The sequence below is a fragment of the Streptomyces sp. NPDC058632 genome (genome assembly GCF_042717095.1).
Taxonomy (GTDB): Bacteria; Actinomycetota; Actinomycetes; order Streptomycetales; family Streptomycetaceae; genus Streptomyces.
The window spans coordinates 1-24,777 of sequence record NZ_JBHXQZ010000083.1 but is presented as its reverse complement, the minus strand read 5'-3'; the positions used below and the strand labels follow the sequence as shown (position 1 = coordinate 24,777).

Genomic DNA, 24,777 nt, shown 5'->3' with positions numbered 1-24,777 from the left:
CGGGCAGCGGTCCAACAGAAGAATCCGATGGAATTCAGCGGATACGCTTCTCAATCATGGAACTGCGTCACCTTCAGCACTTTGTCGCCGTCGCCGAGGACCAGCACTTCACCCGGGCGGCGGAGCGGCTGCTGGTCTCCCAGTCGGGCCTGTCGGCCTCGATCCGCTCCCTGGAGCGCGAGCTGCGGACACCGTTGTTCGTACGGACCACCCGGCGGGTGACGCTCACGGAGGCCGGGCGGGCGCTGCTGGTGGAGGCCGAGCGGATCCTGGCACAGGTACGGGCGGCGCACGAGGCGGTGGCCGCGGTGCAGGGGGTGCTGCGCGGCACGCTCGCCCTGGGCGCCGAGCAGTGCATCGCCGGGGTGGATCTGGCGGATCTGCTGGCCGATTTCCGGCGGCGCCATCCGAACGTGGAGATCCGGCTGCGGCAGTGGGGCTCGGCGGCGCTGGCGGAGGAGGTCGCGGCGGGCCGCCTCGACCTGGCCTTCGCCTACCGGACCCAAGCCGACCCCGACCAGTTGCGGTCGGTGGCGCTCACCAGTGAGCCGATGACCGTGCTCTGCCATCCCGATCACCGGCTGGCGCGGGCCGGGGCGCCGCTGACCCCGCACGATCTGGGCGGTGAGGTGTTCGTGGACTTCCATCCCGACTGGGGCCCGCGCCGTGCCACCGACACGGCGTTCACCGCCGCGGGCGTACGGCGCACGGTCGCGTTGGAGGTGAACGACGTGCACAGCCTGCTGGACCTGGTCGACGAGAACCTCGGCATCGCCGTCGTCCCCCAGCACTTCCGGCACAAGCGCGCGGCACTGACCGCGCTGCCGCTGAAGGACACCGGTGAGTCGGTGTACGAGAGCGTGGTGCTGGTCCCGGCGGAGGAGGCCACCAGCCCTGCGGCGCGGGCGCTGATGGCCCTGCTGGACAGCGGGGAGACGTAGGGACGACCGGTGCGGGCGGAAGGGCGGTGCGCGCGTACGGGTCGGGTCCGCCGGGCGCGTACGCGTACGGTCGGCGGGGCGCGGACTGCGGAGAACAGGGCGTGTCGGGGCGGGATGCGCGAGGGTGGTCCCATGCTTGCCAAGGACATCCTCATCGAGGGCTACGGCCGCATCCGCGAAGAGGTACACGCCGCCGTGGCCGGACTCGGCCCCGACGCCCTGAACACCCCTCCGGCCCAGGGCGCCAACTCCGTCGCCTGGCTGGTCTGGCACCTCACCCGGGTCCAGGACGACCATGTCGCGGACGCCTTCGGGCTCGACCAGGTGTGGCTCGCGCAGAACTTCGAGAGGCGGTTCGCGCTCGGTCTGCCCCGCCACGACACCGGATACGGCCACACCCCGGAGCAGGCCGCCGGGGTACGGGTCGACTCGGGCGACCTGCTGACCGGCTACTACGACGCGGTGCACGGGCAGACGCTGGACGCCCTGCGCGCACTGGCCGCCGAGGACCTGGCGCGGGTCGTGGACGAGCGCTGGGATCCGCCGGTGAGCCTGGGGGTACGCCTGGTCAGCGTCCTGTCCGACGATCTCCAGCACGCCGGACAGGCCGCCTACGTACGGGGGCTGCTTCAGCGTACGGAGTCGTAGCCGGGCAGGACCACGTCTTCGAGCAGGGCCTTGCGCTCGTCGAACGGGAGGAACGCGCTCTTGACGGCGTTGACCGTGACGGTCCGCAGGTCCTCGAGGGTCCAGCCGGCCTGCTCGACCAGCAGGGACATCTCACGGGTCATGGTGGTGCCGGAGACGAGCCGGTTGTCGGTGTTGAGGGTGACCCGGAAGCCGAGGTCCTTCAGCGTGGTGACGGGGTGCGTGGCGATCGAACCGGCGGCGCCGGTCTGGAGGTTGGAGGTGGGGCACATCTCCAGCGCGATCCGGCGGTCGCGGACCCAGCCCGCGAGCCGGCCGAGCTTGCCGTCGACGATGTCCTCGGTGATCCGCACGCCGTGACCGATGCGCTGGGCGCCGCACCGCTGGACGGCCTGGTGGATGCTGGGCAGGCCGTGGGCCTCGCCGGCGTGGATGGTGAAGGGCACGTTCTCGCGGCGCAGGTACTCGAAGGCGTCCAGGTGATCGGCGGCGGGGAAGCCGTCCTCGGCGCCGGCGATGTCGAAGCCGACGACCCCGGCGTCCCGGAACGCCACCACCAGGTCGGCGATCTCCCGCGTCCGGTCGAACATCCGCATGCCGCACAGCAGCGTCCCGACCCGCACCGGTGTCCCTGCCGCGGCGGCCCTGGCCATGCCGGCCGCGAGGCCCTCCTGCACGGCCTCGACCACCTCGGGCAGGGTCAGTCCGCCCTTCGTCATCAGCTCGGGGGCGTAGCGGACCTCGCCGTAGACGACGCCGTCGGCGGCGAGGTCGAGCACGTACTCCTCGGCGGTGCGCAGCAGTCCCTCGCGGGTCTGCATGACGGCGAGGGTGTGCTCGAAGGTGGCTATGTAACGCACCAGGTCACCGGAGCCGGCGGCCTCGACGTACCAGGCGGCGAGTTCGTCGGGGTCGGTGGTGGGCAGGGTGTGGCCGACCGTGTCCGCGAGTTCCACCACGGTGGCGGGACGCAGCCCGCCGTCGAGGTGGTCGTGCAGCACGGCCTTGGGCAGCCGGCGGAGGGTGTCGGTGTCGGGGGTGATGCGGGGCGCGGTCATGGGCGGACGTTCCTCGGCGGTTCGGTGTCGGTGGTGGGGTCTGTGGCGGAGCGGAGGGCGGCATCGGTGCGGTGCCGCTGCCTGCGTGCGGGGTCAGTCGGCGGGCTGGAGCAGGTCCCAGCGGTTGCCGTAGAGGTCCTGGAAGACGGCGACCGTGCCGTACGGCTCGTGGCGCGGCCTTTCCAGGAAGGTCACGCCCGAGGCCGTCATCCGGGCGTGGTCGCGGGCGAAGTCGTCGGTGTGCAGGAAGAAACCGACGCGCCCACCGGTCTGGTCACCGGTCCGGGCGCGCTGGTCGTCGCCCTTGGCGCGGGCGAGCAGCAGGCCGGTACCGGTGGTCCCCGCATCCGGTTCGACGACGACCCAGCGGGAGCCGTCGGGCCGGGGGATGTCCTCGGCCAGGCGGAATCCGAGGGCCTCGGTGTAGAAGCGGATGGCCTCGTCGTAGTCGTCGACGACGAGGGTGACCAGGGCGACACGCCTCATCGGGACCTCTCCAAAAGTGCGGGGGATGGGATCGACCGGCAGAGGTTATACGTAAAACGTCGACGTGCGCCAGTCCCGCTCCCGGCAACGCCCCGGCCCTGGGCCCGAGGACCTACGACGGCAGCCCGAGGCGTCCGGGCAGGTCGCTCGGCTACCGTCCGCGGATGGAGATCACCGGGCCACCGCAGCGGAGTCGGGAGCAGCGCAGAAGGGATGTCCTGGACCGCCTGGAGCGGGAGACGGACATCTGGGTGGCCTCGGCGGACACCGAGGGACTGCCCTGTCTGGTGCCGCTGTGGTTCGCGTGGGACGGCGAGGCCGTCTGGCTGGCGACCCGGACGGCCAACCCCACCGGCCGCAATCTGCGGGAGGTCGGCCGGACCCGGCTGGCGTTCGGCGATACGCGGGACGTCGTCCTGATCGACGGCGGGGTGGAGACGTACGACGCGCGGGAGGTGCCGTCGGTGGCGGCGGAGGCGTTCCGGCAGAAGACCGGCTGGGATCCGCGCGTGGACCGGCCCGACTGCGCGTTCTTCCGGGTACGCCCCCGGGCAGTGCAGGCCTGGTGCGAGGAACACGAACTACCGGAGCGGCATCTCATGCGGGACGGAATCTGGCTGGCGTAAGGGGCGTCGCGGCGCCGGACCCGTATCGGCCCTCCTTGTCCCGCACCGGGTTACGGATACACGTACGTGTTGAGGGCGTCGACGGCGGCCGCCGGGTTGCCGAGGTCGTAGCGGTCCACGGCGAGGAAGTTGGGCTTCTTGCGGGCGGCGGGCTGGCAGAACCTGCGGGCGCGGTCGGCGAGCTTGCCGTTGTCCGTGCCGGCCGTGCCGGCGATCGGAGCGTCCCGGAAGTGGTTCATGACGAACAGGGGACGGAACCCCGGCTCGGTGCGGGTGAGCGGGACATTGGTACCGGCGTCGTACCAGCGGCTGAAGCAGGACCAGTCGGAGGCGCCGACGCCCGAGCCCATGGACCAGTGGTTCTCGACGGTCCACTCACGCTGGTACATGACGCCGAAGCTGTCCCGGGTCAGCCCGGCGGACTGGTCGGCGGAGCGGCTGTGGTCGCTGAAGATCAGCAGGCGCTTTCCGGCTGCGGCCAGGTCCGCCATCGTCGGCCAGCCGTTCTCCCGCACTCCGGTGCGGTCCGGACGGTAGAGCATGTCCGACAGGCCGTTGACGCGGGCGAGTTCGGCACGCAGCACGCCCGGGTCGACGTAGTCCTCCAGGAACACGGTGACGACCTGGTCGGGATGGGCCTCGAGGAAGTCGACCATGCGCTGGAGGTCGACCCAGAGCGCGACGGGCCTGCTGACCAGGGTGCAGCTGTTGTGGCAGAGGATCGCGCCGTCCGGGGTCTGGTGGATGTCCAGCATGAATCCGCGTACTCCGTCGGCGAGTTGGCGCTCGATGCCGCGCGTCTGGTTGGGGAAGAGGTTGACGAAGGGCGGGGCGAAGCCGCCGTCGACTCCGTTGGCGTAGGCGTTGTGCGAGGTGAGGAAGGTGACCTGGTCCAGGGTGCGGCCGCCCTGGGGCGGCATGGGCCGGGTCACGGGAGAGACCGGAGTCAGATACCACTGGGCGAGGTCCGGGGAACCTTCGGCGACGGCGAGTCGGGCGGGGTGGTTGGCGCCGGAGGGTCTGGGGGCGACCGCGAGGCGCCGGTCGGTGCCGGGGGCGGTGAGCGTGTACCGGTCGGCACCGGCGGGGACGACGGCCCAGGCCGCGTCCCCGCCGGTGCAGGGGACTGTCCTGGCCTGGTCGCCGACGCGGCCGAGGCAGGTGCCCGGGGTGTCCGTGTTCTCCAGGAGGTGGGTGGTGCCGTTCGCCCTCAGGTTCCACTGCTGGTGGTCCTCGTCGCCACGGGGCCGGTGCTGTTCGACGGCTCCGGCGTTGCCGGCGGCGTTGAGCCCTGTGGCGGCGCTCTGTACGTAGAAGGTGCCGGGCGCGGGTACCGCGTCGGCCCCGGCGGCGGGGGTGGGTGCCACGACCGCCGCGACCAGCGCGGTCGTCGTGACGGTCGTGGCGAGCAGGGCGTGGGGGGTGCGCATGACGGGTGCCCTTCGTTCCGGAGGACGGCCGTGTGCCGTCCACGTACGCGGGGGAACGCGGACGGCACGGGGCCGGGTCACAGATAGTCAGGGGCATGACATCATGCCCGCCCGTCCTGCGTCAGCAGTACAGGTTGCCACCGGGTGACGTCCCGAGGATCTGGGTGAACTGCTGGTACTTGGTCACCCTGCTCTGCACCTGTGCGGGGTTGCGGCCGTCGCACTCCAGGGAGCCGTTGATGCTGCGGATCGTCTGGCCGAAGCCGGCCTGGTTGACCATGGCGTTGTGCGGGGTCATGGAGCCGGGACCGGTCTGGGTGTTCCAGTACCACAGGGCCGTCTTCCAGGCCACGGAGGAGTCGTTCTGCACCAGCCAGGGGTTGCCCAGCAGGTCGAGGCCCAACGCGTCGCCCGCGGCCTTGTAGTTGAAGTTCCAGCTCAGCTGGATCGGCCCGCGACCGTAGTAGGCGGCCTGGCCGGCCGGGCAGCCGTAGGGCCGGTTCCAGTCGCAGTAGTGCGGGTAGTTGGCGGTGTTCTGCTCCACCACGTGGACCAGACCGCCGGTTTCGTGGCTGGCGTTGGCGAGGAAGGCGGCGGCCTCCTGCTTCTTCACCGCGTCGCTGCCCGTGTTGGCGAAGCCGGGGTAGGCGCTCAGGGCGGCGGTGAGACCGCTGTAGGTGTAGAAGGGGTTCCTGTTCGGGAACATCTGGTTGAACTGCGCCTCGGTCACGACGAAGTTGCCGACCGGCGTTCCGGGGCCGTTGTCGCAGGAGTACGGCTCCCAGTACCAGGTGCTGATGACGGGGTCGTAGCCCGGGTTGCCGTGCTCGGCGATGTAGGCCCGGCCGTCGGTGTAGCGAACGATGTCACCGGCGTTGTACCACTGCCCGGCCACCCAGTTCGGATAGCTGGAACACGCGGCGGCCGCCGCGGCGGGAGCGGCCGAAGCGGTCGCGGCGGGGAGCAGCACGGGTACGCCGGCGGCGATGACGACGGCGGCCAGGACGGAGGAGATGCGGCGTCTCGTCAAGGGATCAACTCCTTTGCGGGACACGGCCGTTCCCGGGCGGCGACATGCCTGAGCGGGGTCTCGCCGCACGCACCGGCGGAGCCGGTCACGGGGTGGGGGCGGCCGTGGTGGGGGGTGTCGGGCACACTCAACCGCATTGGTATGTACCAGTCAAGGGTGTAGGCCGGCCGGACGAACCGGCCCCGCCGCCCCGCCCCGGAAGCGCCCGCCGAACCCGCCACGCACGCCACGCACGCCGCACACATCGGCCGGAAGGCGCGTTCGGCAACCGCAGGCATCAATCTCTACACATAAAGGGAAAATAAGCGCAGAATGACCCTACGTGGCGCTTGCCGCATACCACCCCAGAAGCGGTGAGGCCTGTCAGTCGAAGGAGACGACTCATGGCCAACGTCTCGCATCCCCGTGATGACATCGCGGGCCACCCCGATGCTCCGGAAATGCAGGCACGGTACGACCGTATGCTCGGCGGTCGTGATGTGGTCCTGGTGGACGGACCGGTGTTCCTGCTCGGCCTCTACTGCGCGGTGTCCCCCTGGATACTCCACTACACGACGAGCCAGCCCGCGCTCGTGCCCCACAACCTGATTGTCGGCATCGCGATCGGCCTGCTCGCCCTCGGCTTCACCGCCGCGCCGGCGCGCATGTACGGCCTCAGCGGAGCCATGTGCGCCCTCGGTGTGTGGATGGTCGTCTCACCATGGATCGTCGGCACCGATCCGGACGCGGGCGTCATCTGGAACAACATCATCATCGGCGTCCTGACCCTGGCGCTCGGCCTCATGTGCGTCGCCACGGCGTCCAGGAGCACCCCGAGGACCTAGGGTCCTTCGTCCGGACCGGGCCGCTGGATCAGGGAACGGGGTCCGGTGCCGGACCCCGCGAGCCCGGCATGATCCGCACGACAGGCCGGGATCCCCTCAGGGCATCCCGGGAAGGGAGCCGTCGGGTCCGGAACGGGTCCGGTGGGAGGCACCACGAGGGTGCGGCCACCGGACCCGTTCGCGTGCCCCCTGGAAACAGGCGCGCGAGGCCCGGGCCGCCCGTGCGGGCGGAGTGCGGGACGCTGCTACGGAACGTACGCGAACGGGTCGTCGCGGTGACGTTTCCATACGGCACCCGGGCACGGGCCCGGCCGGACTCCCGGGCAACGAGAGGGCATCGCGTCCGCACGACGCCCGTGCATAAGGTGGCCGCCGATCTGCTCCCGGTGAGAGAGGCCACGCCATGGTCGTGAAGGACACGGAACTGCCCTATCTGCGCCGCTGCGTGGAGCTGGCCGGCGAGGCACTGGAGGCCGGGGACGAGCCGTTCGGTTCGGTCCTGGTGGCCGGCGACGGCACCGTCCTCGCCGAGGACCGCAACCGGGTGGCCTCCGGGGACCGCACCCGGCACCCCGAGTTCGAACTGGCGCGCTGGGCGGCGGCCCGGATGACACCCGGGGAGCGGGCCTCCGCCACCGTGTACACCTCCGGCGAACACTGCCCGATGTGCGCCGCCGCACACGCCTGGGTGGGCCTCGGCCGGATCGTGTACGTCGCCTCCTCCGCCCAACTGGGCTCCTGGCTCGCCGAACTGGGCATGCCCGCGCCGCCGGTGCGGACACTGCCCGTGAACGAGATCGCCCCCGGCGTGAGCGTGGACGGGCCCGTCCCCGGGCTGACGGAGGCTGTACGGGAACTGCACCACAGGTTCCATGGCGCGGGCGGCTGACGGGGCGCGGGGCGTCGCCGCCGACGGGCGGTGTCCCGCCGGTATCTGCCCCGAACCTCAGGCCTCGGGCTTCGCACCCCATGCCTCTGGCCACAGGTCTCAGGCCTGTGCGCCCGCCCCTGGGCGGGAGCGGCGGTACAGGGCGACCCCGCCCAGGAAGAAGGCCGCTCCGGTGGCGGGGACCGGGACTGCCCGGGCCGCCCGGGCCACCGGCCTGCGCAACCTGCCCCTCAACCACACCGCACAGAACAAGGTCTGGCTGGAGATCGTCCAGATCGCCCTCGACCTGCCGGCCTGGATGCCCATGCTCGCCCTCACCGGCAAGGCACGGCTCTGGAAACCCCACCGCCTGCGGTTCCGCCTGTTCTCCGCGGCCGCCCAGCGCGCCACCACCGGCCGGCGCAGAATCCTCCGCCTCACCCACCCCGGGCAGTGGAACCCGGCGCCCACCCGACACGACAGTCGGACCACCGGCCTGCTCACCATCCGTCCCGGAAAGCGAAAAGGCCCACCGACTCCGTCGGCGGACCCTCACGCAAGATCGAGGTTAAAAAGGAAAGGACTCATTGAATAATCGTGGCAGTGCGGGATTTCAAATGTGATTCATCGGCACCTTCGGAGCGAGTTTCTCCATCTGTGCAAATTGCGGAAAATTCCCGAGAGGGGGCGGCAGGTCTAGCGCTCTCGGCTCTTCGTACGGGAACGCGCGTTCCGTGGCGGGTGAGACATATTGCAATGACTGATCCGAGTATGGGAACGGTAAAATTGAAGGCCATCCGTGTGCCGTACTTCACAAGCGTGAAAAGTGTTGCAGCACAAGTTAGCGCAGCAAAGACATAGGTGCAGATAAGTGGCATGCGCGGGCTCACATGGATTCCTTTCTGGTGATGTCTTTATTGATTGCAGACTGGGGGGAATTAGAGGGTGGCGCGATGGTGAAGTCGCTGGTGGGAGTGTTTGCGCAGGGAGCTTACCTCTGGGTGCACGTTCGGTGCGATGTCGTCGTTGGGGCCGATTGAGGGTGGTGCTCGCGATAGGCATGAAGAGGTGCGCTTTTCAGTCAATCCTGCTGGCCTGTTCTTTTCGTGTTGGCTGATTCAATTCAGCGGAGGGACCCCTTCCGTATTTGTTACATTACGTACTGTGATCAAGGTCACGCACATAAAAGAGTAAGGGGATGTCCAAGTTGCACTTTTGGTGATCTTGTGTCCCTGGTTACTTTTCGAGTCGTTCACGTTTCCCTTACAGATGAAAGATGGGAATGGGCTCGTGAGACCTGAAGCGGCAATGCCTTCTCCTGAAGAGAGAGGGTGGGTGTGGCGTGAGAAAAGTAGGAGTCTGCGCTGGATATCAGGCGGGCTTGCTGTTCTCCTGTCGGTGACGGTGCTGGAGGGGGCGGCTACGGCGGCCGCTCCGGCCGATGCGGACCGCTCGGGGAGGGAAGGCAAGGCCAAGGGGGTGTCAGCCGCGTCGGACATTGCGTCAGCCAAGGTCGCGGCCCGCTTGTCAGGCCGGCGGGTGGAGGCGCTGAGCGAGCGCACGGAGACCTCGACGACGTGGGTGAACAAGAACGGCAGTCTGACCACGGAGCTGTCGGCAGGTCCGGTCCGTTTCAAGCGGGACAGCACCTGGGTCAATGTCGACGTGGATCTGCGCGCCTCGGACGACGGGGTGGCCCCCGTGGCCCATCCCGACAAGCTGCGGCTGGCGGGCCGGACAGGTACGCCGGCGAAGTCGCTGAAGGCGGCACAGCAGGCCAAGGCTGTCGATCTGGTAACGCTGGGCGAGGGCGACGAGCAGATCACACTGCAGTGGAAGGGCGGTCTGCCCAAGCCGAAGCTGGACGGCACTCGGGCGGAGTACACCAACGCTGTGCCCGGTGCCGACGTCGTGGTGGAAGCGACCCGTACCGGGTTCGAGCAGTACGTCGAGCTCAAGCAGCGCCCCAGCACGGACGGCTACTCCTACACGCTGCCACTCAGAGCCAAAGGGCTAAGGGCCAAGCAGCTCAAGGACGGCAGTGTGCTCTTCACTGACAAGAAGAGCAGGAAGCGGGCTGTCATGCCCGCGCCAATGATGTGGGATACAAGCGTCGACAAGCGCTCCGGTGAGCACACCAACCGGGCCAGGGTCGCCATGAAGGTCGTCAAAACCAAGGACGGCGTGGACCTGGTCGTCACCCCGGACGCGAAGTTCCTGACGGATCCGGAGACGAAGTACCCGGTCACCATCGACCCGTCGACGTCGTCCCTGTCAAACGTCTTCGACACCTACGTGCAGCAGGGCGAGACCGTCGACCTGTCCACCGACACCGAGCTGGACTTCGGCAGCCCCGGCACCACGAACAGCAACGGCACGCCACGCACCGCGCAGTCCTTCATCACCTGGAACACCGCGGGCCTGCAGGACGCGCTGGTCTCCAGTGCCAAGCTGTCCCTGTGGAACTTCCACTCCGGCAATACCGACTGCAAGCTCTACCCGTGGGAGGTGTGGTCTTCTGGGGCGGCCTCGACCTCCAGCCGGTGGGCCAACCGCCCCACGATGACCGCGAAGAAAGCCACCTCGGACGAGACCCGCGGCAACACTGCCTGCTCGACGCAGCCCGACGGCTGGATCAACGCGGATGTGACGTCACTGGTGCAGGAGTGGGCGTCGGCCAAGACCAGCCGCGGCCACATGGGCCTGCAGGCTTCCAGCGAGTCGGTGGTCGCACAGTGGAAGCGGGTCAACTCCGCCAACGCCGCCTCCAACCCGCCGAAGCTGGTGGTGAAGTACAACTTCCGGCCCAAGATTGGCACCAAGCAGGAAGCCGGACCGCCGTTCTTCTCCTACAGCGGCGCATACCAGGTGAACACGACCACACCGACGCTGCGGGACACCTTCGTCGACGCCGACGGCGACAAGGTCAACGGCACCTTCCAGGTGTATGACTCCACCGGCACCACGCAGGTCGGGACCAACATGGTCTCCAAGTTCGTGGCTTCCGGCTCAGCTGCCTCGGTGACGGTTCCGTCCGGGGTACTGGCCAACGGCAAGACGTACAAGTTCCGCACCAGCCCATACGACGGCACGCACTACAACACCGGCTGGTCGGCGTGGAAGACATTCACCGTCGACACCTCCGCCCCGTCCGCCCCGACGAAGATCACCTCGACGGACTACCCGTCCGGCCAGTGGGTCAAGGGCGCCGGCCAGGCCGGGACGTTCACCGTCACCCCGCCGACAGCCGACCACAACTGGCTGGAGTGGTCACTGGACGGAGTGACCTGGACCAAGGTCACCACCGGAGGCACCTCGACGGCCAAGAACATCAGCGTCGCTCCCCCGAAGAACGGCACCCACACGCTGCAGGTCCGCTCGGTGGACAAGGCCGACAACAAGTCCGAGGCGCTGGAGTACATCTTCCACGCCGGCTCGGGCGGGTTCCTCCAGCCGTCCGAGGGCGAGCGCACCGCACGCCGACTGCCGCTGGTCGCCGAGGCCGAGGCCGGAAAATACGACCAGGTCTCCTTCTCCTGGCGCCGTTCGGAGGCCGACGCCTGGGTAAGGATCCCGGCCGGTGACGTCACCGCGGGCGGGACCGCGCTCACCGCCTGGCCGGTCGCGCTGACGAACGGCAAGAACGCGCCGCTGGTGTGGAACACCACCAACACCGTGTCCCCGGACGGGACCGTCCAGATCAAAGCCGACTTCACCGGTCCGGATTCTGCTTCCTCGAGCACCGCTCCGCTGACCGTGGTCGTGGACCGCAACGCCGACGGCGCGGCCGCCACCGAGGTCGGTCCCGGTTCGCTGAACCTGCTCACCGGTGACTACACCCTCTCCGAGACCGACGCGTCGTTCTTCGGCATGTCGGTGACCCGCACGGCTTCCTCCCGCACCCCCGACCAGGGCGCCAAGCAGGAAGGCCAAGCCGCCATCTTCGGCAAGGAGTGGGTCGCCGGAACGATCGCGGAGGAAACCGAGAGCGACTACAGCCACATTCGTAAGGTCTCCGACACCGCCGTCGACCTCGTGATGGAAGAGGGCGACACGGTCCACTTCACGGCCAACGCCGCAAAGACCGCCTGGGTGAGTGAGCCGGGAGCCGAGGACCTCGTCCTCAAGGGAGGCACCAGCGGCTCCTTCACTCTGTCGGACCTCGACGGCATCGTCACCACCTTCACCAAGCCCGCCGCTGCCGCCACGACCTGGCAGGTCTCCAGCACCCTGCAGGAAGGGCTGTCGCACTCCACCACCACGGTGGTCTCGGAGACGGTGACCGTGGACGGCAAGACGCTGGCCCGCCCCAAGCGGCTCATCGCTCCGACCTCGGCGGCCACAGCGGCGGCCTGCGAGGCCACCCCGTCGGCCAAGGGCTGTCGGGTGCTGGAGTTCGTCTACGCCACGGCCACCACGGCCACCGGCACGGAAACCGACGCCCAGTTCGGCGACTTCGCCGGCCAGGTCAAGCAGATCCGGCTGTGGGCCACCGAGTCCGGGGCCACCGCGGCCAGTGCAACCGCCGCGGCCGCCTACCGCTACGACTCGATGGGCCGGCTGCGGCAGTCCTGGGACCCGCGCACCGGGCAGCAGACCGAAACCCAGTACGCCTACCACGAGGGCCGCATCACCTGGATGGAGCCGCCCGGCGAGCTGCCCTACACCTTCACCTACGGCAACGCTGGCAGCGGCACCGCTCCCGGTGACGGGATGCTCCTGAAGGTCTCCCGGCCCGCTCTGCGGCAGGGCACCGTGGACACGGTGGAGGGCGAGGCGACCACCAGCATCGTCTACGGCGTTCCGCTGTCCGGTACCAGGGCCCCGCACCAGATGGGCGCCTCCGACACCGCCGTCTGGGGTCAGCTCGACACCCCCAGCGATGCCACCGCCGTCTTCCCGGCCGACGCCGTCCCGGAGTCCCACGACGGCAATGACCTCACCTCCGCCGGTTACGGCCGGGCGACCGTCCACTACCTCGACGCCTCCGGCCGCGAGGTCAACACCGCGGAGCCGGGCAAGTCCATCACCACCACCGAGTACGACCGATTCGGCAACACCGTCCGTGAACTGAGCGCCGGCAACCGCGAACTCGCGCTCGGTACCACGGACGCCCACAAGGACGCCCTGACCGACCTGGGCATCATCTCCCGGTCCGCGTCCGAGCGGGCCCTGCTGCTGTCGACCACCTCGCTCTACAACGACACCGGCACCCGCGAACTCGAGGAACTCGGGCCGCTGCACCGCGTGGACCTGAGCGAGGACCTCAAGGACGGCACCACCGTCCTGGTCGAGGCCGGCACCTCCGTACCCGCCCGCACCTGGGCGGTCAAGGAGTACGACGAAGGCCGTCCCACCAACGGCACCGCCACCGTCAAGGACCAGGTCACCCTGGAAGTCACCGGTGCCCGGGTCCGCGACTACTACTCGATCATGGGGGACAAGCGCGTCACCGAGACCCAGTACGACTGGGCCAAGGGCCTGCCCACCCTCACCATCCAGGACGCCGGCGGCCTGAACCTGACCACCTCGACCGGCTACGACACCCAGGGCCGCGTCACCTCCCAGTCACTGCCCAGCTCCACCGGCAGTGACGCCGCAACCCGCATCACCGAGTACTGGGCAGCCGACGGCACCGGCTGGTGCAAGGGCCGTCCCGAGTGGGCCGACCAGGTCTGCTGGACCGGTCCGGCCGGCGCCATCACTGGCGGTGGCACCAACCCGGCCAATCTGCCCGACACCACCACCGAGTACGACTACTACGGCCAGCTCTCCTCGGTCACCGACACGGCCAACGGCCAGACCCGCACCACCATCACCACCTACGACGACGCCGGCCGCCCCGTGAAGACCATGGTCACCGGAGGCATCGGCCAAGCCGTCCCCGACGTGACCACCGAGTACGATCCGGTCACCGGCCAGGTCACCAAGGTGACTTCCCCCAGCGGCGGCACCATCACCAAGGCCTACGACAAGCTCGGCCGGCTCATCTCCTACACCGACGCCGACGCAGGAAAGACCACCACCGAATACGACAAGCTCGACCGGCCGGTCAAAACCGGCGACACCGTCCCCTCCACGACCACCTACACCTACGACCACACGAACGAACCCCGCGGCCTGGTGACCAAGACCAGCGACTCCGTCGCCGGTGACTTCTTCGCCGCCTACGACGCCGACGGGTCACTCACCAGCGAAAAACTCCCCGGCGGCTACACCCTGAACGTCGCCGAGGACCCCACCGGCGCCACCACCACACGCGCCTACACCCGCGACAGTGACGGCACCACCGTCTACACCGACACCGTCACCGAGTCCGTTCACGGCCAGGTGACCAGCCACCAGGGCTGGTCCGCGCAGAAGTACACCTACGACAAGGCCGGCCGCCTCACGAGTGTCGACGACACCGTCGGAGAGGTCTGCACCCGCCGCACCTACGCCTTCGACCAGCGCTCCAACCGCAAGACACTGACCACCGCCACCGCGGACTCGGGCAGTGCCTGCACCTCCACCGGAGCCACCACCACCGACTACACCTACGACAGCGCCGACCGCCTCGTGAACACCGGCTACACCTACGACGCCTTCGGCCGCACCACTACCCTGCCCGGCAGCACCATCAGTTACTACACCAACGACCTCGCCCACCAGCAGACCGCGAACGGCAAGCGACAGACCTGGCAGCTCGACGCCAACCTGCGCTTCCGCTCCTGGACGGTGGAGACCGGCAGCGGCACCACCTGGACCCAGACCGCGTCCAAGACCAACCACTACGACGGCGACGGCGACAACCCCCGCTGGATCGTGGAGGACACCACCACCGGCGCCCTGACCCGCAACGTCGACTCCGCCGGTGGCGACCTGGCCGCCACCACCGGCAAGACCGGCGACACGATCCTGCAACTCACCACCATCCACGGCGACGTCGCCCTCCAGCTCCCGCTCGACACATCCCAGGCGCCCGTCGCCCTGGACAACGACGAATACGGCAATCCCCGCCCCGGACAGGAGGCCACCCGTTACAACTGGCTCGGCGCCAAACAACGCTCCGCCGAAACCCTCACCGGCCTCACCCTCATGGGCGCCCGCCTCTACAACCCCGCTACCGGCCGCTTCCTCTCCCTCGACCCGGTCTACGGCGGCAGCGCCAACGCCTACGAGTACACCTACGCCGACCCGGTCAACAAATTCGACCTGACCGGCCGCTGGGTGCCCCTCGTCGTCTGGGGAGCACGGGCGGCATGGAGCTGCTACAAGCACTGCCGCAAGGTCTACCGTGCCGCAAAGACGGGATATCGTGCCTACAAGTCGTACCGGAAGCACAAGAAGTATGTAAAGGCAGTCACCCAGTACCGAGCGCGTGGAGCCCGGTGGAACAACAACCGGTACTTCGGTGAGCGGAGCAGGTTCTTCGGCGATGTCCATCGCGGTCGGCAGGGGTACCTCAACCGCCGGAACCGGGGTGTTGGATGGAGTGCCGTCGGATTCAAGAAGACACTCGGTCGCAAGGCCGCCCGGACCGTATTTCGGGTGAAATTCGGCAAGAGGAGACATTGGGATCTCAGAGTCGGAAGGTGGCTGTGACACATGACGGGAAGACCTGACAGGCCAGCCGCGGTGGTGGAACTTGAATCCGGGCTCCGTTCGCTCGGCGTGGAAGACGACGCGTTCAGCGAGCGGTGGGACGAAGGCGCCTGGGTCGCGGACTGGAGCGGAAGCATCCTCGGTCACGAGGTCTACCTCTTCGTCATGGGGGCGGCCAACCACCCTGACAGCGCACGGCTCATGCTGGACGAGTTCACTTTCGACGACGTCCGCACGGAACACCTGAGCGAGCTCGTGCAAAAGGTGTTCGCCGGCGACGCCAGGGTGACAAAGAGCCGCTACCTTCTGGCGTCCAAGTACCTGGTTCTGAAAGTCCGGGTCGGTTCGGAAACCTACTCCGCAAGCGTGAGTGGTGACTCCGCGGACGACTTGTCCTCCTGGGCCAGAAACTTGGTCGAGACGATGAACTGAGTTCCGGCACCACCGTAAGCGGAGATCACCTCCGATGGGAGCGGTCCGGCATGCGACGAGGTCACGCATGCCGGACCTGCGCCGTGTGATCGGACGGTGCGGTGGCAGCGGGCGAGCGTCAACGGAATTGCGACGTGAACGTCCTGGCAGGAGGCGGGGCCGCGGCGGATGCACCCACCCGAACTGGGAAATCCGCGACCGGGCACCCTCAGGGGAATAGCAGTTCGAGACCACCCCGGTGTACGCGGCAGGCGAGGATACGCGCAACATCACTGCCGAGATCCACACGTTCATCGCGAGCATCGCGGAATAGCTGAACAAACCTTAGTGCCGGGAGTCGAAGCACAGTCGATCTGACGTCATCCGGCAGGTTTCATGTCGGGCCCGGTGAATCGCCGACCTCACCCCTCATGATCGATTTCACTACTTCTCGCGACGGCCGCGGAAGGGGTCAGTGACCCTCCGACGGATTGCGCCCGAAGTGGATTGCGAGAGGCCCGACCTGCATGCTCCACCGGGTGCCGGCCGGGCGTCGCGGCCCCCGGCCGGGGCCCCGCTTCGGCGGTGCGGTCCGAGGTTCCCCGCCGCGTTCAGAGACCACGCAAGGACAACGACGGGAACCCCTATGACTTTCGAATTCGCCCCTGACCCGTTGCACCGCGTCCGCGTCGAGCGGGAAACGGGACTGTAAATCGTTCGGCTCTGTCTCACATTCGGTGGTGACTCCGCGTGGTGAAGGGTCGTTGATATCCATGTGATGGATGTCAACCAGCTTGCGCAGATGGTCTTTTCGGGGATATCTCCGCTGGTCATTGAGGATGTGGTCGACGAGGGCGAGCGGATCGTGGTGAGGGCGCGGGCTCCGAAGGAGACCGCGCCCTGCCCGGTGCGCGGGGCGTCGTCGGGGCGTGTTCACGGTTATCACTGGCGGGCAGTGGCCGACGTACCGGTCGACGGCCGACGGCCGACGGCCGACGAGTGGTGGTCCGCGTACGGGTGCGGCGTCTGGTCCGTCCCACACGCGGCTGCCGTCACACCTTCCGCGAACAAGTGTCCGGGGTGCTGGAGCGTTGTCAGCGACGCACCACCCGCCTGACCGCGCAGGTCAAGGCGGTAGTCAAGGAGTTAGCGGGCCGGGCAGGGGCACGCGTACTGGCGATACTCGCGGTAGGTCTGTCGCGTCACACGGCTCTCCGTGCCCTGTTGCGGATCCCGTTGCCCACGGGACGGGTGCCCCGCGTGATCGGCGTCGACGATTTCGCTCTGCGCCGGCGGCACCGCTATGCCACCGTGGTGATCGACGCCGAGGCCCATGAGCGGATCGACGTGCTGCCCGACCGCACGGCTGACACCCTGGAAGCCTGGCCGCGCGAGCATCCGGGCGTCGAGATCGTGTGCCGTGACGGCTCGGCGACCTACGCCGAGGTCATCCGCCGCGTTCTGCCCGATGCAGTGCAGGTCGGTGACCGCTGGCATTTGTGGCACAACCTGCGCGAAGCCGCTCTGAGCGAGATCAAGGCGCACAGCACCTGCTGGGCCAGCGTACTGGAGGCGCCCCTGTATGACGGGCCCCGCGCACGGACCACCCTGGAACGCTGGCACCAGATCCACGACCTCCTCGACCAGGGCGTGGGTCTCCTCGAATGCGGCCGCCGTCTGCAGCCGGCCCTTAACACCGTCAAACGCTGTGCCCGAGCCGACCCGCCCGAGCGGATGCTCCGCGTCCCGAAAAACCGCGCCAGCCTCGTCGATCCATACCGCGAGCACCTGCGCAAACGCCGGGCCGACGACCCCGCCGTCCCCGTCCAGCACCTCTTCGGAGAGATCAAGGCCCTCGGCTTCACGGGCTGCCTCAACCTCCTGCACAAGTACATCGACCAAGGCCGCGCGGACGCCGACCGCAGCCATATCTCCGCACGCGGACTCGCCCGGATGCTCCTCACCGGGCCCGACAACCTCAAGGCCGAGCACCACGACCTCCTGGCCCGGCTCACCGCCGCCTGCCCCGAGTCGACCCAACTGGCAGCCCGCATCGGGACCTTCGCCCCACTCCTGAAGCCTCAGCCAGAAAACGCCGACGCACCCGACCAACGGGTCGCCCAGGTCCGCGCGGCCGATCTGCCGTATCCGCACGCCTTCACCCGCGGTCTCGAGCGAGACCGCGACGCTGTGATCGCCGCACTCACACTCCCGTACAGCAACGGCCCGACCGAGGGCGTCAGCACCAAGACCAAGCGGATTGCCCGCCAGATGCACGGACAGCAGGCTTCACCCTGCTTCGCCGCCGCATCCTCCTCGGATAACGCCACGCGGAGTCACCACCGAATGTGGGACAGAGCCAATCGTTCGGTGTAACTCCCGATCATGGAAGGTGCATCGATGACCAGTGAGAACGTGGCCGAGGACGAGGCCGGCGAGGCGGCAGTGGCTGTGTCGGCGAGGGCCGTGGACGACCAGCTGATCGACGAGCCGGTGAGCCGGGCCCAGGCCGGGGGCCTGCAGCCGACCGGCGAGGGCGGGCTGCTGCAGCAGCTGACCAAGCGGCTGCTGGAATCCGCTCTGGAGGGCGAGATCACCGACTGAGGTTGATCCCCGGGAGTGGACACCGGGTTTCCTGGGCATGCCCAACGACGTATGCGTGACAGGCCCGACAGTTCATTGGATCAGGTCGGTGTGTGGATGTTCGGGGGAGGTCGGGCAGACGTAGATCTGCATGTTGTCCGTGCTGCCTACTTCTACCCTCGTTGGCTGCGAGGGGTCCCGGCCCGCGTAGTAGGAGCCAGCGAGGGCGGCGGCCTGGTCTTCCTGTGGCGCCCAGCTGTGACCTTCACCGCCGTCCCACTCCCAGGAAGCGATCGTCAGTAGCGGGACCATCTGCGCCTCGCACACAGCGCAGTACCGGGGGTTCGGGTCGGTGCGGCCCCAAGGGGGCCAGCCGCCGACCTTCCAGCCGGGTGCGTTGCCCAGATGAATGGAATAGAAGTCGCGCGGATACTCCGCGTAGGAGCTGTCCATGTCGGCGCCGGCTGCCTGCCATCTGTTCCGGTTCTCCAGCATCCGCTGCAGCTCCGGGCTCAGATCCAGGCTGTTGGGGTACTCGGTGATCGCCTCTGGTGCCAGCAGGCACGGTTCTGGCACGTAACCCGGATAGTCTGCCTCGTACGGTTCCGGTGGTGTGGCGAGGATGTCACCGACCTCCGCGGCCGACCGCCAGAACAGTGCGGTCGCCGGTTTGTAATCCGGTTCGTGCTCGTACGGGCACCAGAGAATCTGAAGCAGATCGGCCTGCCTGGGCGGCCGCAACAGGGGTATGTCACGTAGGAAGAGCTGAGCCACGGGCAACATCGGGACCGGGCATTCGGCGGGCCAGGGAGGGCCGGCGTCGAGCCGTTCGGCGAGCAACGCGGCACTGCGCTCCTTGAGCGCTTCCTCCTCGGGCGTGAACGCGGGAGGTCGGTCATCAGGGCGCCACCGGGACTGCAAGCGTCTCTGGAGCCGCACTTCGGTCGGTGACCGGCGGAATCCAGTGTCCACGTGCAGGTGCGCGTCTTCGCAGTGCGGCCACGGTTCCTCGGCCGGCCACAGCAACGGCCCACCGACCGAACTGTCCCTCACCGAAGGCGGCCCCGGACGCGGATGCAGCCGCATCGCAGGTCGCGCCAGGGGAGCCAGCTCGGGAAAGACCGCGGTCACATCCACGGGCCGCGGCGGAGTAGTACGTACGAAACCCATGCCAGTGATCCTGCCACCAGTCACCGACAGTCCCCTGCCGCCTCAACCTGCGTCAGCGCTCAACTGGCTGCAACTCCCACCGACCCGGCCACGTGACAACAGGCCTGTCTGGTTCGCCGGCGGATGCCGGCTTCACGTTGACGGCCCGGACGAGGCCGCGGGACGAGAGACCGCTCGACTCCGGAGCAGCGGCAAGGACTTCGGGGCCTTTCCCCAAGGCCGGGTAGTGTCAGCAGGCCGACATCGACGCCTGGCACACCGAGGGCCTGGCCACCCGCCGTCCGTCCCAGTCATTCCTGCGGTGGTGCATGAAGACCGGCCGGACGCCCCGCCTCACGCTGCCGTCCACGGTCATCACCCAGGACTCGGAGCCGCTGCACCAGCACCGCCGGCTCGCGATCCTCCGCCGGGTCCTCAATGACGACACCTTGCCCCTGCGGGCCCGGGTCGCCGCCGCGCTCGTTCTCCTCTGTGCGCAACCCGTCAGCCGCCTCGTCCGCCTCACCATCGACGACGTCACCGACGACGAGACCACCGTCACCGTCCAGTTGGGAGACCCGCCGTCCCCGCTGCCGGAGCCCGTCGCCAACCTGATGCGGGCCTACATCCAGTCCCGCCAGCATCTGCCCTACACCAGCAGCGGGAGCTCGCAGTGGCTCTTCCCCGGCCGGCAGCCCGGACAGCCGATGAACCCGGCCAGTCTCCAAGTCCATCTGCGTGAGATCGGCGTCCCTCCTCAGCGCGGCAGGACCTCCGCGATCCGTCAGCTCGTCCTCCAAGCCCCGGCCCCCGTCATCGCGAAGGCACTCGGCTATCACGACAGGACCGCCACACGGCTGGTCACCGAAGCCGGCGGAACCTGGAGCCGATACGCTCCCGGAGACCACCAGCGATGAAGCGCGGTACTCACGCTGGGTCCGCTGAGCCTCGTTTGTCCTCAACGTGGACGACGTGAAGCTCGGTGCCGTCCCGGTGGCGCTTGGAACGTCCGAACAGCCCGACAGCGATCCGCGACTGATCCTGAGTCTCGTCGGGGCCGACATAGGTAAGGACATCGTTGTGATGCCCGGTGACGGCCCATCCCTCGACGTCCTTGAGGTCGATCACCCCAAAGTCTCCTGCCGAAGACCCGGCATGCGCCGGGCCGAACTTCTTCAGGAGGTCAGTGGCCTGATCAGCAAGCTCCCCTTCCGGAGCGGTCGGCACGAGACAAGTGCCATGCTCGAACAGCACCCACGACTTGCGAGGGTCGGCGAGAAGCCGCTGCCAGACGTCTATCAGTATCTCGGTGTTCACGCCGGTCATCATGCCGCAGAGCACCGACACAGGGTCCCGGTCGGCCGACGGCTACGGCGAATACGCGACTCCTGGACATGCGGGCCTACCAGTCCCGAGGCCGAGGAGCCCCGTGGGTTCACGGAAACCGAGGTCTCTTCAGTGCGAACCCAAGGGTCCACCGGTGTGCTTCAGGTCAGTGGATCCGTGGGTTCGGGTGTAACACGAGGATTCTGAGTGAGCCGAAGAGCTTCGGCCAGAACGTCGGCGTCGACCTGTGCCGGTGTCCTGTCGCCGTACTCGAGGATGTCGTACTCGTCGTCCAGGTTGGCGAGTCGTTCGGCCAAGGGCAGTTCGTGCCCGAAGCGCTGGTGGATCCGGAAAGCCAGCTCGCGTGGCGTCAACTCGCCGGCCAGCATTCGGGCGGCAAGTGCTCGTGCGGCGGCTTCCTGTCCGGCAAGGCTGCCTACTGGGTAGAAGGTGAGGCCCAGTTCGTCGAGTGCTAGGGGAAGGAGATCGGGGACGTCGTAATCCGCCTCCGCGCGTGTGCACGCGGCCAGCATCCGCAGGGCGGGACCATCGAGGCCGGCGACGAGCGCATTACAGGCGCCGGTGACGACATCGGTTGCACGGATCTCGCCCATGCTCCAGAGGGCGGCATGGTCCTGTAGGACGAGTGCTGCTGCTTCGGTCGACATCACTCGTCCATGATTCCCTTCAGGGATGAGGTGCCTGCCTTCCGGCCGTGGTCGCGGGCGCTCACCCGCGCCGGAGGGAACGCGGGTGCGCCAACCGGGTCGTGGCTTGTCCGAAAGTCGCACGCCGTTCACTTCGGGGGGCGTCTGCCGCTCGACATCGGATACCGGTCGCCGAACAGACGCGTGCTGCTGGGGGCTCCGGAGTGCCGGGCCGGGCACCGCGGGACGCCTCCGGCCGACAGGCGGGGCCGGCGGACCCCCCGTATCGTGATCGAGGGCGCCGGTTCCCGGTCCGCTGTGGGGCGCCCCTGGAGGCATCGATGCTGGCCAAGCTCTCCATGCGACTCCCGTTCCGGCGCTGCGCGGTCACCGGAGCGCTCGGGCTGGCCCTGCTGGGCGCGGGTCTCCCGGCGGCCGCCGCCGACGACGACCGGGGCCTCGAGCGGTTCTACGACCAGAGGATCACATGGTCGGCGTGCGAGGGCACGGACCTGCCCGAGGACCTGCAGTGCGGGAAGATCACCGTCCCGGTCGACTACGCCGACCCGGGCGGGGGCGCCCTCGACCTGGCCCTCGCCCGTTACCGCGGCACGGGCGAGCCCCGCGGCTCGGTGGTACTGAACTTCGGCGGGCCGGGCGGTTCGGGCGTGCTCGGACTCGCCCGTGGTGGCAAGGAGTTCATGGGTCTCACCGACGAGTACGACGTGGTGTCCTTCGACCCGCGCGGTGTCGGCCGCTCCTCACCGGTCAGCTGCGGCACGGAGGCCACCGGTCGGGCGCTGGAGGCCACCGGCGGCGACGACATGTCCGATCCGCGGAAAACGCTGGCCCAGCTGCGCGAGGTGGCCGCCGAATGCACCGAGCACTCGGGCCCGGTCCTGCCGCACATCGGCACCGTGAACGTCGCACGCGACCTGGACGTCATGCGGCAGGTGCTCGGCGACAAGAAGCTCAACTACCTGGGGTTCTCGTACGGAACCCGGCTGGCCGCGGTGTACGCGGCCCGGTTCCCCGAGAAGGTGGGCCGGCTGGTGCTGGACGGGGTGGACACACTGACCGATCCGCTGGCGGAACAGGGACTGGCGAGCGTACGGGGCCAGCAGACCGCGCTCGAGCACTTCCTGACCTGGTGCACCGAGGACATCGCCTGCCCGTTCGGCCAGGATCCGCGCGAGGCACGGGAGTCGGTCGTGAAACTGGTCGACTCGCTCGATGAGGATCCCGTACCGACGGACTTCGGTTACGAGTTCACCGGCCAGGACCTCGCGGTCGCCCTGGGCCAGGGCCTCTACAGCGAGGAACTGTGGCCCTTGCTGCAGCGGGCGCTCGCGGAGCTGATGGAGGACGGGGACACCCGCGGGGTGGAGGCCTTCGCCACCGGCGGAGTGACGTTCCCCCTGCCGCACCGTGCCGACGATCCGCTCGTCGACGAGGAGGAGGTGCCCCTGGACAACCTGCCGGCCGCGCTGATGGCGGTGAACTGCGCGGACGATCCCGACCGCCCGGCCGCCGAGCAGGTGACCCGGGACCTCGGCCGGCTGCGCGCCGCCTATGAGGAGGCCTCGCCGGTCTTCGGCCGCTACCGGCTCGCCCAGGTCCTGATGTGCCACGGCCGTCCCGGGGGGACCGACTTCATCCGCGAGGAGGTCAGGGACCTCGACACGCCGAGGATGCTGCTGGTCGGCACCCGGGGCGACCCGGCCACGCCGTACCGGTGGACGGTGGAGACGGCCGAGCGGCTCGGCCCGTCCGCGGTCGTGCTGGACAACCGGGGCGAGGGCCACACCGGCTACGGATCGTCCGAATGCGTCCACCGGACGATCGACGACTTCCTTCTCTACGGCACCCTGCCGCCCAGCGGCAGCTCCTGCGGCGACGAGGAGGACACCCGCCCGTGAACCCGCACCCGGACGGCGCAACGATGCCCCAAATGCCCTATTGGCGATTCGGCTCTATGGTGCTGTCATGGAGCACGATCTGAGTCCCACGACCCTTGCCGAGCTTCGCCGCCCGCGCCCCTACCCCGCGGTGTCCCTGCTGACACCGACGCACCGGCGCGAGCCCTTCAACGCCCAGGACCCGGTCCGGCTGCGCAACGTGGTGGCCAAGGCCAGGAAACAGCTGGAGGCCGATCCCGCGGTCACCCGGGACCAGCGCGGAGAAGTGGAGCTGCAGCTCGACCGGGCCCTGGCCGAGGTCGACCTGACGCACGCCGAGGACGGCCTGGTCATCTTCGCCGCTCCGGGCGAGCACCAGGTGTGGTCGCTCGCCCGTTCGGTGCCGGAGCGTGTGGTGCTCTCCGACACCTTCCTCACCCGCAACCTGGTGTCCGCCCACACGGCAGAGCGTCCCTTCTGGGTGCTGTCCGTCTCCCCCGACCGGGCCACACTGTGGAACGGCGGCGCGGACCGGGTCACCGAGGAGCACGCCGGGGGCTTCCCGCTGACCCGGGCCGAGGAGAACTTCGACCCTGAGCGCCTGGAGCGGGTCGGCGATCAGCCGAGCGTCTTCCGGGACGAAGGCACCCGACGGTTCCTGCGCGATGCCGACACCGCGATGGCCGCGGTACTGCGTGGGCATCCGCGGCCCCTGTACGTCACCGGGGAGCCGGCCGCCCTGTCCCTGCTGGGCGAGGCCGGCGGCGTGGCCCGGGACGCGGTGCACGTCCAGCACGGCGGTCTCGCGCACGGCACGCCCGACGCGGTGTGGCAGGCCCTGCGCCCCACGCTCGAGAACGAGGCCCGCAAGAGCGCGGAGGCCGTCGTCCGGGCGCTGGAGACGGCCCGCGGGCGCAAGAGGTTCGCGGCCGGGGTCGACGAGCTGTGGCAGAACACCCGGGACGGCCGGGTCCGGATGCTGGCCGTCGAGGAGAACTTCCGGGTGACGGTGCGCGACGCGGGCGAGCATCTGGTCGCCGCCGAGCCCGGCGACCTGGACGCCCGTGAGGACATCGTGGACGAGCTGGTCGAGCAGTGCCTGGAGACGGGCGCCGAGGTCCGCTTCGTCCCGGACGGCACCCTCGGGGACGTGGACCGGATCGCGGGCGTACTGCGGTATTAGGGGCAGGCACCGGCCTGCATGCAGGCCGGTGCCGGGAGATGCCGCGCCTCCCGTCGTGAGGTGCCTGTCCGCCTGTCTCTTATAA

Annotated in this window: 17 protein-coding genes and 3 pseudogenes; 13 read left to right on the top strand and 7 right to left on the bottom strand. The window is 68.8% G+C overall.

Features of this window, described 5'->3' with window-relative positions; translation table 11 throughout:
• The first annotated feature begins 56 nt into the window (after positions 1 to 56).
• Together ACFWVE_RS26855 and ACFWVE_RS26850 are read left to right on the top strand one after the other, a co-directional pair.
• The gene (locus ACFWVE_RS26855) at positions 57 to 941 is read left to right on the top strand and encodes a LysR substrate-binding domain-containing protein (protein WP_384018965.1); all 885 of its coding nucleotides are present in this window, start codon (positions 57 to 59) and stop codon (positions 939 to 941) included.
• 132 nt (positions 942 to 1,073) lie between these two features.
• Complete coding sequence (locus ACFWVE_RS26850) at positions 1,074 to 1,589, top strand: DUF664 domain-containing protein (protein WP_384018962.1); 516 nt, start codon at positions 1,074 to 1,076, stop codon at positions 1,587 to 1,589.
• Here ACFWVE_RS26850 and ACFWVE_RS26845 read toward each other — a convergent pair.
• Positions 1,571 to 2,647: an adenosine deaminase gene (locus ACFWVE_RS26845; protein WP_384018959.1), complete on the bottom strand. Its 1,077-nt coding sequence runs from the start codon at positions 2,645 to 2,647 to the stop codon at positions 1,571 to 1,573. The two genes, ACFWVE_RS26850 and ACFWVE_RS26845, sit on opposite strands and share 19 nt — an antisense overlap.
• A 93-nt stretch (positions 2,648 to 2,740) precedes the next feature.
• Entirely contained in the window at positions 2,741 to 3,133 is a 393-nt protein-coding gene (locus ACFWVE_RS26840; RefSeq protein ID WP_384018956.1) for a VOC family protein, read from the bottom strand.
• A gap of 164 nt (positions 3,134 to 3,297) precedes the next feature.
• Between ACFWVE_RS26840 and ACFWVE_RS26835 the strand changes: the two genes are divergently transcribed.
• Entirely contained in the window at positions 3,298 to 3,759 is a 462-nt protein-coding gene (locus ACFWVE_RS26835; RefSeq protein ID WP_384018953.1) for a pyridoxamine 5'-phosphate oxidase family protein, read from the top strand.
• Between the two features lie 50 nt (positions 3,760 to 3,809).
• Here the strand turns inward: ACFWVE_RS26835 and ACFWVE_RS26830 are convergent, their stop codons facing one another.
• Positions 3,810 to 5,189, bottom strand: a complete 1,380-nt coding sequence (locus tag ACFWVE_RS26830) for a phospholipase (protein ID WP_384018950.1) — start codon at positions 5,187 to 5,189, stop codon at positions 3,810 to 3,812.
• 121 nt (positions 5,190 to 5,310) lie between these two features.
• Positions 5,311 to 6,219: a glycoside hydrolase family 19 protein gene (locus tag ACFWVE_RS26825; RefSeq protein ID WP_384018947.1), complete on the bottom strand. Its 909-nt coding sequence runs from the start codon at positions 6,217 to 6,219 to the stop codon at positions 5,311 to 5,313.
• A gap of 383 nt (positions 6,220 to 6,602) precedes the next feature.
• Here ACFWVE_RS26825 and ACFWVE_RS26820 point away from each other — a divergent pair, with 383 nt between their 5' ends.
• From ACFWVE_RS26820 to ACFWVE_RS26790, 7 genes and pseudogenes are all read left to right on the top strand, one after another.
• Positions 6,603 to 7,043, top strand: coding sequence for an SPW repeat protein (locus ACFWVE_RS26820; RefSeq protein ID WP_384018944.1), 441 nt, complete (start codon positions 6,603 to 6,605; stop codon positions 7,041 to 7,043).
• 403 nt (positions 7,044 to 7,446) lie between these two features.
• Complete coding sequence (locus ACFWVE_RS26815) at positions 7,447 to 7,932, top strand: nucleoside deaminase (RefSeq protein ID WP_384018941.1); 486 nt, start codon at positions 7,447 to 7,449, stop codon at positions 7,930 to 7,932.
• A 193-nt stretch (positions 7,933 to 8,125) separates the two neighbouring features.
• A pseudogene (locus ACFWVE_RS26810) lies at positions 8,126 to 8,368 on the top strand (transposase); the annotation flags it as partial.
• 935 nt (positions 8,369 to 9,303) lie between these two features.
• A complete protein-coding gene (locus ACFWVE_RS26805) occupies positions 9,304 to 15,495 on the top strand; it encodes a DNRLRE domain-containing protein (protein ID WP_384019002.1) in 6,192 nt (2,063 codons plus the stop codon).
• A 3-nt stretch (positions 15,496 to 15,498) separates the two neighbouring features.
• Positions 15,499 to 15,927 carry a hypothetical protein gene (locus ACFWVE_RS26800; protein ID WP_384018938.1) on the top strand — a complete coding sequence of 143 codons (429 nt, stop codon included), beginning with the start codon at positions 15,499 to 15,501 and terminating at the stop codon, positions 15,925 to 15,927.
• Between the two features lie 757 nt (positions 15,928 to 16,684).
• A pseudogene (locus ACFWVE_RS26795) lies at positions 16,685 to 18,230 on the top strand (ISL3 family transposase).
• Between the two features lie 76 nt (positions 18,231 to 18,306).
• Positions 18,307 to 18,507, top strand: a pseudogene (locus ACFWVE_RS26790) (IS256 family transposase); the annotation flags it as partial.
• 75 nt (positions 18,508 to 18,582) lie between these two features.
• On the opposite strand, the gene ACFWVE_RS26785 reads toward ACFWVE_RS26790, so the two are convergent.
• Positions 18,583 to 19,659, bottom strand: a complete 1,077-nt coding sequence (locus ACFWVE_RS26785) for a hypothetical protein (protein ID WP_384018935.1) — start codon at positions 19,657 to 19,659, stop codon at positions 18,583 to 18,585.
• 308 nt (positions 19,660 to 19,967) lie between these two features.
• Here ACFWVE_RS26785 and ACFWVE_RS26780 point away from each other — a divergent pair, with 308 nt between their 5' ends.
• Positions 19,968 to 20,555, top strand: coding sequence for a tyrosine-type recombinase/integrase (locus tag ACFWVE_RS26780; RefSeq protein WP_384018932.1), 588 nt, complete (start codon positions 19,968 to 19,970; stop codon positions 20,553 to 20,555).
• A 10-nt stretch (positions 20,556 to 20,565) separates the two neighbouring features.
• Here ACFWVE_RS26780 and ACFWVE_RS26775 read toward each other — a convergent pair whose 3' ends face one another.
• Both ACFWVE_RS26775 and ACFWVE_RS26770 read right to left on the bottom strand, forming a co-directional pair.
• Positions 20,566 to 20,967 (bottom strand): hypothetical protein, encoded by a 402-nt coding sequence (locus ACFWVE_RS26775; protein WP_384018999.1) that lies wholly within the window; start codon positions 20,965 to 20,967, stop codon positions 20,566 to 20,568.
• Positions 20,968 to 21,125: 158 nt separating this feature from the next.
• Positions 21,126 to 21,632: a hypothetical protein gene (locus ACFWVE_RS26770; RefSeq protein ID WP_384018929.1), complete on the bottom strand. Its 507-nt coding sequence runs from the start codon at positions 21,630 to 21,632 to the stop codon at positions 21,126 to 21,128.
• 320 nt (positions 21,633 to 21,952) lie between these two features.
• Between ACFWVE_RS26770 and ACFWVE_RS26765 the strand changes: the two genes are divergently transcribed.
• Both ACFWVE_RS26765 and ACFWVE_RS26760 read left to right on the top strand, forming a co-directional pair.
• Positions 21,953 to 23,530, top strand: a complete 1,578-nt coding sequence (locus tag ACFWVE_RS26765; protein ID WP_384018926.1) for an alpha/beta hydrolase — start codon at positions 21,953 to 21,955, stop codon at positions 23,528 to 23,530.
• 67 nt (positions 23,531 to 23,597) lie between these two features.
• Complete coding sequence (locus tag ACFWVE_RS26760; RefSeq protein ID WP_384018923.1) at positions 23,598 to 24,692, top strand: chemotaxis protein; 1,095 nt, start codon at positions 23,598 to 23,600, stop codon at positions 24,690 to 24,692.
• The last annotated feature ends 85 nt before the right edge of the window (positions 24,693 to 24,777 follow it).

Coding starts and splice junctions, on each gene's coding strand:
- ACFWVE_RS26855 (WP_384018965.1), top strand. CDS start 57: ATGGAACTGCGTCACCTTCAGCACTTTGTCGCCGTCGCCGAGGACCAG.
- ACFWVE_RS26800 (WP_384018938.1), top strand. CDS start 15,499: ATGACGGGAAGACCTGACAGGCCAGCCGCGGTGGTGGAACTTGAATCC.
- ACFWVE_RS26835 (WP_384018953.1), top strand. CDS start 3,298: ATGGAGATCACCGGGCCACCGCAGCGGAGTCGGGAGCAGCGCAGAAGG.
- ACFWVE_RS26770 (WP_384018929.1), bottom strand. CDS start 21,632: ATGTCGACCGAAGCAGCAGCACTCGTCCTACAGGACCATGCCGCCCTC.
- ACFWVE_RS26765 (WP_384018926.1), top strand. CDS start 21,953: ATGCTGGCCAAGCTCTCCATGCGACTCCCGTTCCGGCGCTGCGCGGTC.
- ACFWVE_RS26815 (WP_384018941.1), top strand. CDS start 7,447: ATGGTCGTGAAGGACACGGAACTGCCCTATCTGCGCCGCTGCGTGGAG.
- ACFWVE_RS26820 (WP_384018944.1), top strand. CDS start 6,603: ATGGCCAACGTCTCGCATCCCCGTGATGACATCGCGGGCCACCCCGAT.
- ACFWVE_RS26850 (WP_384018962.1), top strand. CDS start 1,074: ATGCTTGCCAAGGACATCCTCATCGAGGGCTACGGCCGCATCCGCGAA.
- ACFWVE_RS26845 (WP_384018959.1), bottom strand. CDS start 2,647: ATGACCGCGCCCCGCATCACCCCCGACACCGACACCCTCCGCCGGCTG.
- ACFWVE_RS26785 (WP_384018935.1), bottom strand. CDS start 19,659: ATGGGTTTCGTACGTACTACTCCGCCGCGGCCCGTGGATGTGACCGCG.
- ACFWVE_RS26760 (WP_384018923.1), top strand. CDS start 23,598: ATGGAGCACGATCTGAGTCCCACGACCCTTGCCGAGCTTCGCCGCCCG.
- ACFWVE_RS26840 (WP_384018956.1), bottom strand. CDS start 3,133: ATGAGGCGTGTCGCCCTGGTCACCCTCGTCGTCGACGACTACGACGAG.
- ACFWVE_RS26780 (WP_384018932.1), top strand. CDS start 19,968: ATGAAGACCGGCCGGACGCCCCGCCTCACGCTGCCGTCCACGGTCATC.
- ACFWVE_RS26830 (WP_384018950.1), bottom strand. CDS start 5,189: ATGCGCACCCCCCACGCCCTGCTCGCCACGACCGTCACGACGACCGCG.
- ACFWVE_RS26775 (WP_384018999.1), bottom strand. CDS start 20,967: ATGATGACCGGCGTGAACACCGAGATACTGATAGACGTCTGGCAGCGG.